The organism is Pseudomonas sp. C32, from assembly GCF_030417915.1.
Taxonomy (GTDB): Bacteria; Pseudomonadota; Gammaproteobacteria; order Pseudomonadales; family Pseudomonadaceae; genus Aquipseudomonas.
Genome location: NZ_JAUHUK010000022.1, coordinates 1 through 15,429 on the forward strand (window position 1 = coordinate 1; position 15,429 = coordinate 15,429).

Annotated in this window: 14 protein-coding genes; 7 read left to right on the plus strand and 7 right to left on the minus strand. The window is 53.7% G+C overall.

What is annotated here, in order from left to right:
* The first annotated feature begins 963 nt into the window (after positions 1-963).
* The 5 genes from QYH43_RS22205 to QYH43_RS22225 all read left to right on the plus strand — a co-directional run bounded on the left by QYH43_RS22205 (position 964) and on the right by QYH43_RS22225 (position 3,415).
* Positions 964-1,521 (plus strand): hypothetical protein, encoded by a 558-nt coding sequence (locus QYH43_RS22205; RefSeq protein WP_301158100.1) that lies wholly within the window; start codon positions 964-966, stop codon positions 1,519-1,521.
* 8 nt (positions 1,522-1,529) lie between these two features.
* Positions 1,530-1,859 carry a hypothetical protein gene (locus QYH43_RS22210; RefSeq protein ID WP_301158101.1) on the plus strand — a complete coding sequence of 110 codons (330 nt, stop codon included), beginning with the start codon at positions 1,530-1,532 and terminating at the stop codon, positions 1,857-1,859.
* Positions 1,822-2,541 carry a hypothetical protein gene (locus QYH43_RS22215; protein ID WP_301158102.1) on the plus strand — a complete coding sequence of 240 codons (720 nt, stop codon included), beginning with the start codon at positions 1,822-1,824 and terminating at the stop codon, positions 2,539-2,541. The genes QYH43_RS22210 and QYH43_RS22215 overlap by 38 nt, the downstream gene beginning before the upstream one ends.
* 61 nt (positions 2,542-2,602) lie before the next feature.
* Positions 2,603-2,884, plus strand: a complete 282-nt coding sequence (locus QYH43_RS22220; RefSeq protein WP_301158103.1) for a hypothetical protein — start codon at positions 2,603-2,605, stop codon at positions 2,882-2,884.
* Between the two features lie 27 nt (positions 2,885-2,911).
* Positions 2,912-3,415, plus strand: a complete 504-nt coding sequence (locus tag QYH43_RS22225; RefSeq protein ID WP_301158104.1) for a hypothetical protein — start codon at positions 2,912-2,914, stop codon at positions 3,413-3,415.
* Positions 3,416-4,052: 637 nt separating this feature from the next.
* Here the strand turns inward: QYH43_RS22225 and QYH43_RS22230 are convergent.
* The 4 genes from QYH43_RS22230 to QYH43_RS22245 form a co-directional block, all read right to left on the minus strand.
* Positions 4,053-4,868: a DUF3427 domain-containing protein gene (locus QYH43_RS22230; protein WP_301158105.1), complete on the minus strand. Its 816-nt coding sequence runs from the start codon at positions 4,866-4,868 to the stop codon at positions 4,053-4,055.
* 244 nt (positions 4,869-5,112) lie between these two features.
* Complete coding sequence (locus QYH43_RS22235; RefSeq protein WP_301158106.1) at positions 5,113-7,749, minus strand: DEAD/DEAH box helicase; 2,637 nt, start codon at positions 7,747-7,749, stop codon at positions 5,113-5,115.
* 436 nt (positions 7,750-8,185) lie between these two features.
* Positions 8,186-8,872 carry a hypothetical protein gene (locus QYH43_RS22240; RefSeq protein ID WP_301158107.1) on the minus strand — a complete coding sequence of 229 codons (687 nt, stop codon included), beginning with the start codon at positions 8,870-8,872 and terminating at the stop codon, positions 8,186-8,188.
* A 126-nt stretch (positions 8,873-8,998) separates the two neighbouring features.
* Positions 8,999-9,337: a hypothetical protein gene (locus QYH43_RS22245; RefSeq protein ID WP_301158108.1), complete on the minus strand. Its 339-nt coding sequence runs from the start codon at positions 9,335-9,337 to the stop codon at positions 8,999-9,001.
* 418 nt (positions 9,338-9,755) lie between these two features.
* Here QYH43_RS22245 and QYH43_RS22250 point away from each other — a divergent pair, with 418 nt between their 5' ends.
* The gene (locus tag QYH43_RS22250) at positions 9,756-9,965 is read left to right on the plus strand and encodes a hypothetical protein (protein ID WP_301158109.1); all 210 of its coding nucleotides are present in this window, start codon (positions 9,756-9,758) and stop codon (positions 9,963-9,965) included.
* A gap of 114 nt (positions 9,966-10,079) precedes the next feature.
* Here the strand turns inward: QYH43_RS22250 and iteS are convergent, their stop codons facing one another.
* Together iteS and iteA are read right to left on the minus strand one after the other, a co-directional pair.
* Positions 10,080-12,359 (minus strand): S8 family anti-phage peptidase IteS, encoded by a 2,280-nt coding sequence (gene iteS / locus QYH43_RS22255; protein ID WP_367316912.1) that lies wholly within the window; start codon positions 12,357-12,359, stop codon positions 10,080-10,082.
* Positions 12,319-13,488, minus strand: a complete 1,170-nt coding sequence (gene iteA / locus QYH43_RS22260; protein WP_301158111.1) for an anti-phage ATPase IteA — start codon at positions 13,486-13,488, stop codon at positions 12,319-12,321. The genes iteS and iteA overlap by 41 nt, the downstream gene beginning before the upstream one ends.
* 382 nt (positions 13,489-13,870) lie before the next feature.
* Here iteA and QYH43_RS22265 point away from each other — a divergent pair, with 382 nt between their 5' ends.
* Complete coding sequence (locus QYH43_RS22265; protein WP_301158112.1) at positions 13,871-14,725, plus strand: hypothetical protein; 855 nt, start codon at positions 13,871-13,873, stop codon at positions 14,723-14,725.
* Here the strand turns inward: QYH43_RS22265 and QYH43_RS22270 are convergent.
* A complete protein-coding gene (locus QYH43_RS22270; protein ID WP_301158113.1) occupies positions 14,674-15,324 on the minus strand; it encodes a hypothetical protein in 651 nt (216 codons plus the stop codon). The two genes, QYH43_RS22265 and QYH43_RS22270, sit on opposite strands and share 52 nt — an antisense overlap.
* Positions 15,325-15,429: the final 105 nt, after the last annotated feature.

Sequence of the window (15,429 nt, forward strand, 5' to 3'; positions counted from 1 at the left end):
CTCCCTAATGACTTTATTGAGCAGCAGGCACCTCACCCACGTCCTGTCCGTCTGACGCCTGGAGCACGAATAGCAGGGCAGCCTCGAACTGAAGTGACTGACCGGACGGCAGATCTACCACACGACTCTCGATCGCGGGCTGACGACGTATGCCTACAGGAGTTCGAACTGTAAGTAATGTTCGATCCGGTCGCAGTGGTCCAGCTTTTCATAGCGAAGTGTTCGCTACTGGAAGGTTGTCCGCATTTCGTCCGCATTGCATGCGGACAAATTTTGGATAGTTGGCGGACCGTATTCCGTTTGGTGTCTTTTCGATACGCATTCGGTCGACGAAAAACTAGAGGGCTATACCGTCGAGACAGAAGACAACCTAATCGGTTTTCCAGATTTCGCCCACTCGATAATCGAAATCGGCTGGTTAGTCGATAACGCTGGAGCCCTTGGGCTACCAGGCTTTGAGGACCATAACGGGGGTCAGCTAAGCGCCGGGCGACGGACTCGGACCGCAAAGAAACGTCCGCAATCTGTCCGCTTCCGATGTGGACAAAAAGCGGACTAGAGAAGAGAAGAGAAGAGAAGAGAAGAGATATACAAACACTAGCTAGCACTAGCGCTTTAAGCGCTGCCGCGCCGAAGACAAATAACTAGATTGCATTGAGCTTGACTGTAGATGTGGATCTCCAGAAGTACGGCGGGGTGGCAGGTTGGTCGTCCGAGTACTAGATTATCTAGCGTGTGCATCCGCCGTTGCATCGGACTTGGCGAGCACGCTTTGCAGATTGATGCCGGTATTCACTGATGAACTGCCCGATGCTTTTCGGAGTAGTTCAAGTTTTAGAGGATGTCACTCTGCGACCAACTCAAGGCCCGCTTCAGCCAGACTCGTCAGATGCATCAGCACCTGGCCAATACTATGGTCGAGCAGACCATGGTCTGATTTCCATTTATCGACAAGGACGTTCCATGCGGGATAACCCGAGACTCTCCCTGTTCGCCCAGATCGATACCGGCTTGGCACGCTTTGCCTGTGGCCTGCTCGTCGGGCTGAAGCACCTGGCGCTCTGGATGCTGGGGCTAATCGCTATCGCCGACTACTTCGCTCTGATTTTCGAGTATGGCGAAGGGCTGGCCGATATGGCCCTGCATGAATGGGTCTTTATGCTACTGGCGCTGGCGCTGACCTGGCGACACTGTCATTACGCGCGGCACTTCGGTTACGGCTTCTGGCGTGGTTTGGGGCGCTGGCTGACGGCGCAGGGCGTTCTACTCGCCATAGAGTTGTCCGCCCTCGGGGTGATCGTCTGGCCAAGCCTGGAGTTTGCAGGATACGCAAAGGCGCTCGATTCGCTGGACCTTGTCAACAAAGAGGAAGAAATACTGAGTCTGGCCTTCGCACTACTGGCCTTGTACCTGGGTTCACCGACGAAACCACGTATTGCCGAACAGCCCCGAGCGGTGACGGAGAACACCCGCCAGGAGCCCAGCACTTCCCCGGCTCCAGACAAGGCAGTCAGCCCTTGAAAACCCTCATGCCCCTGTTGACCCTGACGCTGCTGAGCCTGCCGATTCAACTCAGCCTGGCCAGCACCGATCCGGCCCGGCTGATCGAGAGCTGTACCGAGCTGGTGAATATCTACGCCAAGCACGACCAGCTGCGCTTTGCCGCCGCGCAAACCACCTCGCTCTCCGAAGCCATGCGCGCCGGCTATTGCCGAGGCGTGCTCGACGAGTACCAACGCAATAACCAGTGCAGATCCAGCGACTGGCGCGAGCAGGCCAACACCATTGCTAAGCGCGCGCATGAACAGCCCGGTGCACAGGATGTCGACCACTTACTGGCAACAGCTTGTGGTAAATGAGCAAGGGCTGACCCTGCCACAGGCGGTGGAGCGCCTGTTTGGCATCCAGCTTGCGCACCACAAGGCTCTACGCAACGCGGTGAATACGCTGGTCAACGCGATGAGCGAGGCCCGGGTGCTCCTGCTAAACAAGGAAGATATCAGCTTCACGGAAGGCGGACGCAAGCGTTGGTCACTACCGCGCAGTGAGCTGGACGGCCTGCATAATGCCATCGTGTTGCATGGCATCTTCGGCGACCCCAAGACGGTGATCCTCCTGTTCACTCAACCGACGCAACGCCGACAGCACGCCGATTGGGCCGCAAGCCTGCTGCTGGAACGGCAGTCGGTGGCCAGCCTGGGGCTGATCAACAAGCAACTTGTGGACCTGCTCGATATGCTCAAATCGACGGTCGACCTCAAGCTGGAGCGCTTGCCGAACCCTTTCGACAACGCGCTACCGCAGATGGGCCTGGACGACTACGGCGGCAATCTGCTCAAGGTCATGGCCTGCCAGACGGCCGCGCTTTCAATGGGCGACAGCATGATGGTGCATTACCTCAACGGTGATCTGGAGCAGGCGCACACTGTGGCGGCGACTCTGCAAACCGATAACCCACTGCTGCTGCAATATCGGCAGATGATCCTGACCGCCTATGAGGAGGCAAGGACCTTCGACGACCTGCTCGACACCTGGCGATGAACGGTCTTGGTAGTGGAATCAACAAATAAATACTGGCTCCGTCATCACACAGGAGCCAAGCATGAACACCATCGAACACATCCTCGCGAACTGCCCACATCAGGTAAGTCCATGCCATCAGTGCAAGGCCATCGAAATCGATCAAGCCCTGCGGGCCGGCATTCCCTTCACTGCTCTGGGTGGCAAGCGCGTGCGCTGCCGCAACGGCCTGGTGCGCTTCAAGCTCGGCTGCGCCTGGCGCCTGCTCTATATGGCCAGCGTTTACGGCTACGCGCCGCAAAGTCTGGTCAGTCGCCAGTGTTTCGAACGTGAACTGAAGCGAAGGCGGGCTCTCAAGCCCTGATTCCCTTAATTCATTGGAGACACACTCATGACTGCAATTACTGCCCTGAAACTACCCCTGCTCGCCGCCAACGGTCTGGAAATGCAGGTCAGCCAACTGGACTTCCAGCGCCTCAAGCACAAGTACACCGCGTCATCCGAGGCCGAAATGAGCGCAGGACAATGGGACGCGTCGGAGCTGGAATATCGCCGTTTCCTGACACTCAAGTGCCTGTATCCGAATGTCGCGTTGGTGCCGAGCAAGCAGGTCGATGCTATCTGGCATGCACACATCCTGGACACCCGTGCCTATCGCGAGAACTGCCTCCAGGTGTTCGGCCGCTTCATCGACCACTACCCGTACTTCGGCATCTACGGTCAGGACGACTACCAGGAACTGAAGAGCGCCTTCGCTCACACGGTGGCGCTGTACGAGCAACACTTCGGCGCCTACCCCGGTGGCGGCTGCGAGACACAGGCCATGCGTTGCAAGGACCACGCATGTCACGTCCCCACCACTTGCGCCTGCCGAGTCGAAGGTGCCTGCAAGTAAGCGGGCAATTCATAGCCAATCAAACTCTGGAGAAACTCAAGATGAGCAAGAAACCACAAAACCCCTGCCCTCCATCCCCCGCCCCGCGCCCGGAAGTCCCCAATCTACCGAGCACAACCGGCAAAAAATCAGGTGATGGCCGCGGTAACCATCCTCCGAAAAAATCGTAACGCGTTAGTCGAGTGCGGCGGTCCGCTTAGTGCGGTCTGCCGCACTCGTCATTTATCAAAACTCCGGCATTGACCTGGTTGCTATCTGATCGCCTAGAGCAAGGCTCGACATTTCGATACCACTAGATGGCAGCGTTTGGCCGATTTTAATCGGCCCTAAACGACTGCTTTGGGTCGAGGCTGTGTAAAGACGGTTTAGAGCAGATTTGACAGTCAGAACCAGAACGAAAATCGCGTTCCCACGCAAATTTCAGGTCCGCTGATACACCAATCATTGGCAGATTTTACGTAGCGACGCAGACTTCAAAACAGTGTCTGCGCTTTTACACAGCCTGGGCCCAAAGCTGACGGCGGCGACAGGCAAAAATCGGCAAAAAAGCGGTCATTTGGAGGCCACACAATGCGGATTTGCTAACGGATGAATCAAGGCTGCTGCCCGTCAGGGCTGTCGCGCCAGCGGTGAGTTGTTAGCTGCGAATTAGCAGCGATTTCAGCTCTTCAATGCTAAGGGGCGGACGCTTTTGATGGAGCATGGCGTGACAGTTTGGGCAAACAGGGCGCAGATCCTTTACCGGGTCAACTTCATATTTTCTGCCAACGTCTGCAATCTGCGTTAAGTGGTGGATGTGGATATACCCTCTTCCAATTTCGCCATACACCTTCCCAAAATCAAACCCGCAAACGAAGCAAGTTGCGCCATAGTGTATTTTGCATGCAGCTATAGCCTTTGCGCTTCGCTCATAGGCATTAACCGAAATCTGTTTTACTGCCCCCTCTGAATAAACACCAGGATTTACGACTTCCTCGGGGAATTGTGTCTCTCCTCCTTCAAGGGGCTCTGATGCACAAACACCCTGGCTGTCAGACTGAACAGATGAGAAAGGCTTATTTGATTCCTGAAACCCCCATGTTATTTGGACGGGGATGGTATCTTTATACGCTACCGCAGTAGCCGCACCCACATAATTAAATGGGCTTCTATCATCGGTACGGTAGAAGACATGTATCTTGCCAGTTGGTCTTAGCATACTCTGAATGGAGCTTTGACCGAAGTGTGAGCTGGTCTTTCCGTACCAGTGCAATTGGCTGTCTTCGAATCTGTTATTGTAGTCGTGACCCGTTCGTCCGGCGGCTCCTATGTTGCAGAAAATGAACCAATCTCCTTGCCAGTTGGTATATCCGGTGTTCCAGTTTCCCTTCTGTTTTTCGACTGGAACCCTACAAATACGATAGATATCGTCCTTCGTGTATCGCCTGTCAACAACAAAATTGTACCCTGTCACTGATCCACTCCCTTAGCTGCATTAGGAACTAATGATAAAGATGGTTAGCTACCAAAAGCGCAGACAAGTGACACACCGAATGACATCCATTAATTCTTAGCTTCATTTCCGGCAAAGTGCACTTGTCCGCTCTTGATTAATCGCTCCTACCTAGGCGCCTAGCTGTTTCTACCGGCTGGTCACACCACCGTCTGTTCCGAGCACACTAGAGCGTCATCAATAATCCCGTGAGAAGATAACTCGGTTAGTTTTGACCATTCGCTAATTCGCCTAATGAGTCGGGAGGATCTTCATACTCCTCAGACTCCGAGTTCCACCAAGCCTGGTCCCACTCACCATCGCCAGCGGTGGGCTCAACATATTCCGCAGCAACCCATTGCTTGGTCGAGACATTAGTCGAGACACTGGTGGATGGCCTGAAAAAGCACTTGACCTGGTACATCAATTTCCCATTCATAACTGTCGGCCGAATGATTTCAACTTCCGACCCCATTTTTCCGTTCTCACGATAGCTAACGCGTGATTCTGGAGAGAATACGCGGATGTGCTTACCTATCATGCCAGCGGCTTCGAGCAAGGACTCGCTGGTTGTAGTTGCGAATGAGTCAAAGATGTCGCGGACCTTTCGGACATCACAGAGAAAATCTTCGTCGCCGGACTCAGCGTCGACTGACGCAGCGCGTTCCAAACGATTTAGCAGGAGGTCGAAGTGAAGGTAAAGGCGCTCAGTGAGTCGTAAGCTGCCGTAGACCTGGTCAAATACCACAATGCAGTCGCTACGCAGTCCTCCGCCATTAATGGATCTCACCGAAATGTTAGTTGCTGCGCAGCCGACATCCTGCGGAAGGATACTGTACTCGCGGGCAAACACAGCATTCAGACGCTCTACGAATCGACTCTTTGCCTCACCGGTACTGAACCAAGATTCAGCGATACATAATAGTACGCCACTGGTCCGGAAGTTCCGAATGCGGGCGCGCATATTTGGATTGCCCTGTCGTAACTCGCTGTATGGGCGATAGACACCGGCACTCACGTCATCGTAGCCCTCTACTTTTTGTGTCACCTGCATCTGACATTCGGCAATAAACCCAAGCTCTCCTCGAAGATAATGTCCCTCTAGAAGATCGACCGAAGTAACTCCTGCGTTGATCCAGGTTCGAATCCGTGGGCGCGTCGATCGGTTCGGAGCCCCCAGCTTTACGCGAATAAGTGGGCCGGTAAAACCGCTCGTCTGCCATGCCTGGACTTCATAGGCTCGGCCTAAGTGCCAGTATGTTGCCCCCGGATAGCACTCTCGCAGTGCCTGTAGCTCATTGACCTCACCAATGGCAACGGCAGATGCACTATCTCCCTGCGCGATACGAAAATTAAGCTCGCCGACATTTCGCAGTGGATAACTGTAATGCGGAGCGTCCCCTCCAATCTGTGCGATTGCGTCAAACGCTGGAGGGCGATTACCGCCTGGCTTGGCCCAGTCGTATATTTCTTGAAAGCCTTCTGGCCAACTTGCCTTGAGTGGTAGGGCTAATCCGGAGCCAAGCGCCTCGAGTTCGTCCACTAGGCAGCGGGCATGTGCGAACTGCATGAACCGGTTGTCAAGATACAGATAGGAATCTTCGACCGAATGATCGTGATACTCTCGAAAGGACATCCCGTAGCTTGTAAAGGCATTCGGTCCGGCCACTATTATAAACGCGCCGGGTGATGCCCGCCCGGCACGGCCGAGTCGCTGGCGATAGCCTTTACGCGTGGCAGGAACACCGACGTTAATCCCCACTGTTAGGTGTGGCAGGTCGATGCCCACTTCCAGTGCTGACGTCGATACCACGCCACGCAATTTGCCTGCCTGCAGGCGCTCCTCAATCTTCTCGCGGTCCTCTGCAGCGTATCCCGCCCGGTAGGGCAGCACGTCTGCCGATCCCAAAAGATTCTCGATTTCTGTAGTGTTATAGCGTGCGAGCATTTCGACTCCCTTGCGGGAGTCCATGAAGGTTATGAACCCGCCAACTCCCTTTCCGTTCAGGAGCATATTGTGTAGTTCCCTAGCAAGTTCCATCTCTTCGCCTGGTGGGGCTGCAACGTGCGCACAAATACGCTCAGATCGTGGTGATCCATCAAGTGTCTCTGGCACGACGTCAAACTGAACCCCCGTCAATGAAGCTAAATGCTCATCCGGATGTAGGATCGTTGCCGTAGCGGCTATGAACTGCAGCTCCTGAGGAGTCTCGATCTGCTTCTGCAAATGATGTCTTGCGACCTGCAACCGACGAATCAAATAGGCAAAATTGCTACCAAAAACACCTTCCAGTGTGTGCGCCTCATCCATTACCACTATGGCAAGCTGGGAGAGAAAGAGCTTTACCACCGGCATAGCCAGCCGAGACATTAACCAGGCATGGCACACGTCCGGTGTCATTACCACAATCCGAGCCTTCTGCAGGATGTTGTCGCGCTGTGCTACCAATACAGAGCCGTCGATCCGGCCAATGGTTTCGTCTGGCATACCAAGGGCTCGCGCCATGGCCCGCCATCCGCGCATTTGATCACTCGCCAATGCCTTGAGCGGGTAGAAAACCAACACCCGACAGTTTGGGTTACTCAAAATACGATGGAATGCGATAGACCTGAAGATCAGGCTCTTGCCAGATGCAGTACCCGTTGGAATGACTACATTCCGATGGTGGCCCAACGCTTCAAGCGCCGCTGCCTGATGCTGCCAAAGACCTTCGGGAGCAGTGAGTGCAAGGTATGCACCGACAGCGGTAGTGGCTAATAACGGAGGTACCGGCGCATAAGCCGCCGGGCGTGATGGCAACACAAATCGCTCGACGACCGTCAGCCCCTCAGCGTCTAGAGTCTGTTTCAGTGTGTCGTACATAGCCCCCCCCTCCTTGGCAAGCATGCACATCGGCGTGCAGTTGCACTCCTGACTCTAGCAGATGGCACAAAGCTATGAATTATCTGTGTTTGATCGCTCTTGGATGCCCGCCTCGGTTCGTTTTCTGCTGTTCGCGCGATAGGCCGGCTTGGGTCGGTTGCAGCCTTTCGTGACAGTCAACAATCGGCTAGTAGCGGTCATTGAGTGCCTACAAAAAAAGCCAAGGCGATTCACACAAATGCAATGGCCGCGGTAGGATTCGGCTCGTTCCGTTACCAGACGCACCGACGACGCTCGCGCATTCAACTTGTTGGCCTGGCGACGCTGGAAAAAATCGCGGATCGGCTCGAACGCTTCTATCGAGTGTTGCTCCGTAGAATGCTGAAACTCAGCCTCTGTTGGACGGCGACTATCTTAGGTGACAAGGCCCGACACATTAAGTCTCCCGCCAATTTGTGCGGTGGACTTCACGGCACCGTTGAACGACCTGCTCTACAAGTGGATTGCGTGGTGTAGCGGTGAATACCTCCTTTCCGAAAAAAGGAAGCGGCCCTGTGGTGGTACCCAGCACCGCATCCAGTTCCAGCGACAGCAGGATCAGTGTTTTGAATGCATTAGGGACCTGGACGTTCTCGAAAGTAGTCCACCGTTTTTTCATGGATTGCATAGCTTTTCCCGCTTGGTCCCACTCTCTGGACTTGTGGTGTACCAAGGCGTTTCGGGCTGTAACCAGCCCCCTGAGGCCATTCATGGCAGGACCGTCTTCCCGGAGCGATCGAGCGCAGACCAAACGAGGCACGATCATCCACTTACCTACGACGTCCATTTTATCCAAGTACTGTTCAGCCACCTTATCGCCGAGCTGGATGCCAGCGAACTCAAATGCCGCGGCTTCGATCGCCATCGCGGAGAAAACGATTGTTTTTATCCCCCACACAACCTTTCTATCTTCGTGCTCATAGTGCGCTGTAAAGTCGCGCTCAGGTCCTGGATGAGGAATTGGATTGTCCTTCTCCAGCAAGAAATGACCGAAAGCCTCTTCGGCAATTTCTGCGTAGGTATCCACCATGCTGTCTACGCGAACCCAGCTATCGCGAACTTCAAACTGTTCTGTCGTGCCCATCACGCGTCCTTGGAGAATTGGTGATAACGGTTTTTTATCACCAATTTAACAGGCCGAACCAATTAGTGGCTGCCTCCACGGTTTCAGCCATAAAAAGCCGAGGTCCCCCGGTTTTTCGTCGCAACATCATGCAGGCAGGCCGCCCATGTCCCCTGCTTCAGCAGCTTCCTGGTTCCGCATGAGCTCAGAAGTCTGGGCTTTGGTCAGCGCTGGTCTTCGCTTATTAGCACGATGGAGTTTCGCGATGGCGGGTATGTCCTCGGCGGTGAAAACCACCGGATCAATTCGGTTATTGCGCGCTTCGTTCTTTGTCATCTGAAGCGCAAGCACCTCAGGGTCAACCTTCTTCTTCAAGGAAGCATCTACTCGGGCTGCCACAACGCCGGTTCGGCGGGCTTGGTCATGAGTAAGCGCTTCATAGGCATCAACAGCCTTATCCGCGACTTTCTGGATCAAATCAGTCATGGGTGGTGCTCTCTAATGGTTGGATGTAGCCAGGCTTGCGGCCTGGTGAGAACCAGCATAAGGGACCAACAAGCTGCCGACCAGCAGCGGGCTTTGCCAGCGAGAGGACGCGTATGGTGGGGCACGTTCTACAACAACGGCATCGCCGACGTCTGACAACCTTAACTCGCTGGAACAGGTAGATGAGGAGCTACAACAGGTTATACAAGTGTTGCTCGCCCATCACATGCGCTGAGCCCTTGAAATCGATGTGATCACGCTAGGCGAAGGTTTCAAGCCATTCCCCGCCGAGCTCCTGGAGTACGACTCAGGAGACGCCTCCCGATATCGTCGCTACCTCTCGAACTCGATGGAAGTCGGGGGCCGGACGCAACCGCTCGATACACTGCTACGCTTTTCTCTTCACGGAGGAAACACAATGCCAAATTCAGACCTACTGCCTTCCCTGCTGTTCAAAATCAACGAAAACCAGCTCGCGCTGGAAGCTGCCATCATGGAACTTTCAAATTGGGTAGAGACGCGCGGATCGGCTGAAGTTGCGGACAACGTTCGCGGCGCCCTGGCTGCACTTGACCGAAACGAAGAGTTCATCAAGATGACCCTAGCGGTGATGATGGCGCCGGAGTGATTGCGAGTGTTTGTGCATTCAACAACTCAACGCAATCGATTGGCTAGACCCAGATGCTACAGAGTCAAATCTAAACATCTGCGCGCAAAGCGCGCAGAAGAAAGAGCTTCGGCGCTACGTCCGGACAGGAACTCTAATAGGCAGTGGAGAGTGAATCCAGTTCTTCAGATTGAGCTCTCTCAATCCATCCGCTCTCACTTGTGGATTTCCATCCAGTGCACGAAGTGTTACTAAGATTGAAACCGGCAGCGATTGCTCCTGCGCAGGCTCGTATGCGCGAAGGACGACCGATGCTTGCAGTCCCCACTGGTCCACATCCACACCGTTAGGGAACCTGGCGCGATGAACCTTTATCGGTGACCACTTGCTTCCATGCTCAACTTGAGCTGACTCATAACCGCTCTGGCCTTCCTCTCCCTCCATGGGCACCATTCCCTTGATGGTGTTGCCATCCACTCTTCCGAAGCTGAGTTCGATGTTAGCTCGCACGTACTCACTTCCAGCACTCGGGTCCAGTGGGGGGGCATAAGCAGCAGTGATAATGATCTCCCCGCGGAATTTTCCATTGTGCATAAGCGCATTGGGGATGGGATATGGGGTTTTCCGCCACTTCATACCCTGCACAACCTCAGCTTGAAACACCAGAGTGAAACTATCGTCACTGTCGTAGAGAGTGCGCAATATGTCGTCTGGCCTACCGGCACCAAAGTACCGTCGTTCAAATGTGTCATAGGCTGGCGAGGAGAGTTGTGCTGCGTGGATCATCATTGCCTTAACGAGAGAAGGCGTAGGAGTTAAACCCGGTCGTCCCGCGATAGATTGCCACGCATGCGCTGCCATACTGGAGGCTATAGGGGCAGCGAAGCTCGTACCAAAATCGTAGACAAGATTATTGCTAGGAGTCAAGACTGCGAGACTGCTCCCTCCAGATTTCCAAGGTGCATGTACGCCCCCGCCTACGTGAGAAATATCTGGTTTAGGGGTGAACACCGGTCCTGGTCCACGTCGAGAATAAGGAGTGGGATCGCCGGCGACGGACAGCGCACCAGTAGCATCGATATGCGAGATAGACGCTACTGTGAGCGCTCTAACCGATTCGCCAGGAGTTGATACTCTATCGGTCGACAACGTGGGGTTTGGCCATCCGCGTCGAGGCATATCTACGTAGTTTCCTGCTGCAACGACAAACAAAACGTTAAAGCGATCACTCAGCTCATCCAGCGTCATGGCTAGGTCGCTGAAGTTCTGTTCATCACAAGGCTGACCACCCAGTGAAAGATTCCAAACTTTAATATCCGGCCTCTTGCTTACCGCCTCTCGCAATCGCTCCTCAAGGTCGCTCATGTATGACCCTGACACCTCAAGCGCACAAACGTCATGAACTAGGGATTGGGTTAGTGGCAACCATGGGTGTGCATTGTTGAAATGCGACGCGGCAGAAACCAACGACGCCACCATGGTCCCATGTACGTGATCGGTATCGGGTGGCAAGACATACACATCACGGCTCGGCACCCACCCGGCAATGGCTGTCGCATTGCTGCTGACACCAGTATCAAAGATCGCGACCGTAGGGACCTCACTTTGATGGGCACTAGCAGAACTCGTGGTTGCTAGAGCACCCGCAGTGGCGTGAGAGGCCGTGCCATATGCTTCGTAGATAGGCTCCACATAAATTTGGCGGGCACCGGGATAATCGAGAAGATCTGCAATTTCAGCTTCCTTCAACTGGTCGAGATCTTGTATTAGAAATAACGGCAAGCCCCGAGACTGATGTATCTCGTGGTACTGCAAATTGAGCGATTTGAGAATGCGAACGGCCCGGGCATAGTTGAGCTTTGTGAGGTCGTCCTGGCCGTAACGAAAGAGACTCATCACTGCTCGGCCCGCCTGAATCAGAGCGGATGGCCCCTCTGGATTTCGCCGTTCTCTAGACCAAAGCTCTACCGCTTCAATCGCGCTGAGATTTGCACGGATTGTAACGGTGTTGCGCTTGAGAATCGCTTGGTTGAGGGCTTGCGCACTAGAAGCAGTAGCCCCCACCAGCATCTCATCAATTTTGGCGTGACCTGCAGGTTGGAGGTGTGCTTCCAGTGCCAGTTCCACAGGACGGTGCGACTTGGCGATAGCTTTTTCGCGCAGCTTGAAGACTAAGGTAAACAGTGAATCAGGATAACGATTGCGCTCCGCCGCGGCAGCCATGACCGAATCTTGCAGTGTCTCGGAAAGGGCACGGCGGTAAGCATCGTCTACGGGGACAAGAACTTTCTTTCCTCCCCCACCGTTCCGCTCGATAGAACCAAGGTCCTGTTTCGAGAAAGGAATATGAATGAAGGGGTTTTCAGTCTTGGCTCTAAGCAGTTCCCCCTGTCCCGGCCGTTTCTTCCCTACCACTGTTCGTCTCCTCCTTAAGGATGTTGGTAACGCTTCTGAGTGAAAGCCCGTAAATTTTGGCCAAATTTCTCAGCGAAAATCGCTTAGAGTCCCAGTGTCGAAGCCACTGAATTTCGGCTTCAATCGTAGATAGCATTACGCTACCAGTCAGGGCTAGTGCAAGCCCCAATCTTCGATACAGCTGAATCTCATCTATTTCACTCGCGTTTGCGAGTACAGCGGTACGCTTGGCATCCAAGCAGACCTGCTCAATGTTTGCACCTGTAATTCCGTCTGATGCAATAACCAAGTCGGTAAGGTCTATCCCTTCAGGCTTGAGCGGGTACAAAAACTGATTCCATAGAAGCTTACGAAGCCTAGCATCAGGTTTTGGCATCGGAATTCTGAATCCGAAACGACGCCAAATTGCGGGATCTAGTAATTGATCGTGATTAGTCGCCGCGACCAAAATTGTATTGTCAGATAACGAGTCGATATTCTGGAGCAACGAAATTACTACTCGCTGCAATTCGCCGACGTCCCGCTCATTACCCCGAGCCCCCGCAAGGGCGTCAAACTCATCCAAAAAAAGAACGCATGGCCTCTGCTGAGAATATTCAAACACTCGACGGAGGTTCCTGCTGGTCTGCCCAAGCAAACTGCTAACCAATGTGTCACAACGCACGGTAAGTAATGGCATCCCCAGATCGGCAGCCACAGCCCTTGCAAGCTTGGTTTTGCCTGTACCAGGGAGACCATAAGTCAGCAACCGGCTCGGCATTGCCGCCCCCGCTTTTGCTAGGTCATCGTATCTTCGAACATTGACTAGAAACTCATCGACTCTCTGCTGTATAGCACTCGGTAGCAATAGGGGATCATCGCCAATGACGGGATAGCTAACGTCGACGGTATGAAGATGGCTTTCGCCGTCTACTGGGAGCGAACCAAAATTCACACCACCCGAAGCGTCTTGGGCGCTGGCCAAGGCCGCAGGCGCTCTGGCTAATCGCTCCCGAATCATCCTCGCCTGGCGAGAGCTCCCATCCAGCTCCAATTTGTCGGCAAGGAGACCTGCATAATTTGAGGCCATGCTCGCATTGGCTTTGAGGGCGCCATCAAGAATTTTCAGAATTTCAGAAAGATGTTCCACAAGTATGAACCGTATTTTGAGCTATCTGTTTCGGATTTTGCGGGGAGTGTAGCGGTAGTTTGATGTTTCGTCCCAGATTTATGCCAATTCGTTGCAGCATTGCTTGCAGGCCTATTTTTTTTCAAGCCTGAGCTAAATCCATGCGTTGACAGAACACACTGAGCTAGACGTTTGACACGACACGCCTCAAACCCGAGATTAATGTGTATCACTCCCCCATCAGATCAGGACATCGAACGGAAGGCGTTGAGATCGTGCATGCGACCCGAAACCAAGACAGGTCGAAACGTGGAAAAGGGAAGGCAAACAGACTATCTATCGTCGAATTGCACGAAGGCAATCGTTCGAAAAAAGCGGCCTTGAAACTGAACTGGAGATACGGATGTCGTTCAACGTAATTGGAACCGGAAGTAAAAGCATCGATGCTGTTCTCAAGGCAGTGAACCTCGTTCAGACCGCTGGTTATCTGAAGGACCCCGGACAGTGTGCCGGGCAGATCCTCTATGACAACAACGATCTGTTCCTGCGGCGAGCGATGCACGGAGACGTGGCGTTGATTACCTCGGTCTTCGCAATCGCCCGATCAAAATCTGACAAAGCCGGACTACGAAAGTACATCGAACTGTTCTATCCGGTAAAAATCAACGCCGATGGAATCGCAAAATGGCGGCGCACGCCACAGGCGAGCATAGAGTCCACCGCAACGATGCTAATTGACTACGATCTGTTTAAACGCCTCGGCGGTATGGACACCGAAATCACAATTGAACAATTGGATCAGATCAGGTGTGAGGTTTCTGCTATCGCGCACGACTGGCGCAGATATCTCATCAGCTTTGTCAGATGGCCAACAACGGATGCGCCGCCCTCTCTCGCGTCTCTGCTGGACTCAGGTTGGGTTAAAGCAGGGATGCTAAGCCACTATGGCTACCACGTCGGGCAGGATGGTCAGCCCGCGGCAAACCGCATTAAAACGTTAGCCAAGATTTTTAACGCCGAGCTGAACATCGACCTGTTTGAAAAGCGTTACATTGGCGAGTGGTCGACCCCTGCTAGTCTAGGACGGCTCATGAAGATGGCGAGAACCATTGCTGCGCTGTGCCGCAACGCAAAACGATCGCCCCACAACTTCAGCCAAGCGATCAATGATTGGGAGCAGGACTTGGAATATTTGCGTCGAACCTACTACCACACCTTTTTGAATCTTGAGGCGCTGAGCTGGCCAGAAACCAATTGAGACGGATAGCTGTCCCTATGCTCCCCAGAGCGCAACTGCTCTGACGTTGATCCAGAGAGCTCGCTCGGAATCATCCCCACATCAATTCTGTAGACAGGTAGATCCTGCCACTGTGAAATAGTCCCGTCCGGCGCCGGGTAGTACAGCTTCATGTGATTACATTTATAGCGGATCGCGTAAGCGAGCATCTGATAGATATCGCCTTGATCTACCCCCCAATTAGGGTTCAGGGGACTGAGCCGCCTCCACTTCGCGTCGACGATTCTGGTGATGCGGGGTGCCTCTTGGCCCGGTTCCGTTTGCCAGACGGTGATATCTGGTTTTAGCGTAAACACGCCAGCACCTTGCAATGTGGCCAAGGTCATTTGTGGCTTTTGACTATGAACGTACTGATGATCATCTGAGGCTGTTTCCTCAAGCCTGGTGACATAGGCTTCGAATAACTTGTTCATATCAAATAGCAGGCCAGGCGCATCGGCTGTGCCAGCACTCATGGTCGGGCTGCTCATGTTCAGCAGCCATTCACACCACTTCAGCAGGGCCTGATAGCGGCGTGTCGTACGGTCTTGAGGCAGGCGTGCTACTGCTGCCATTTTCATATGAAAGGCCCGCGTATATTCCTAAACCTGCCCAGCATGTCGTCTTGTTACCGCTTTTGACCGACTGCTGCCCGTCGCTGCTGCGCAACCTATTGAATGCAGGGA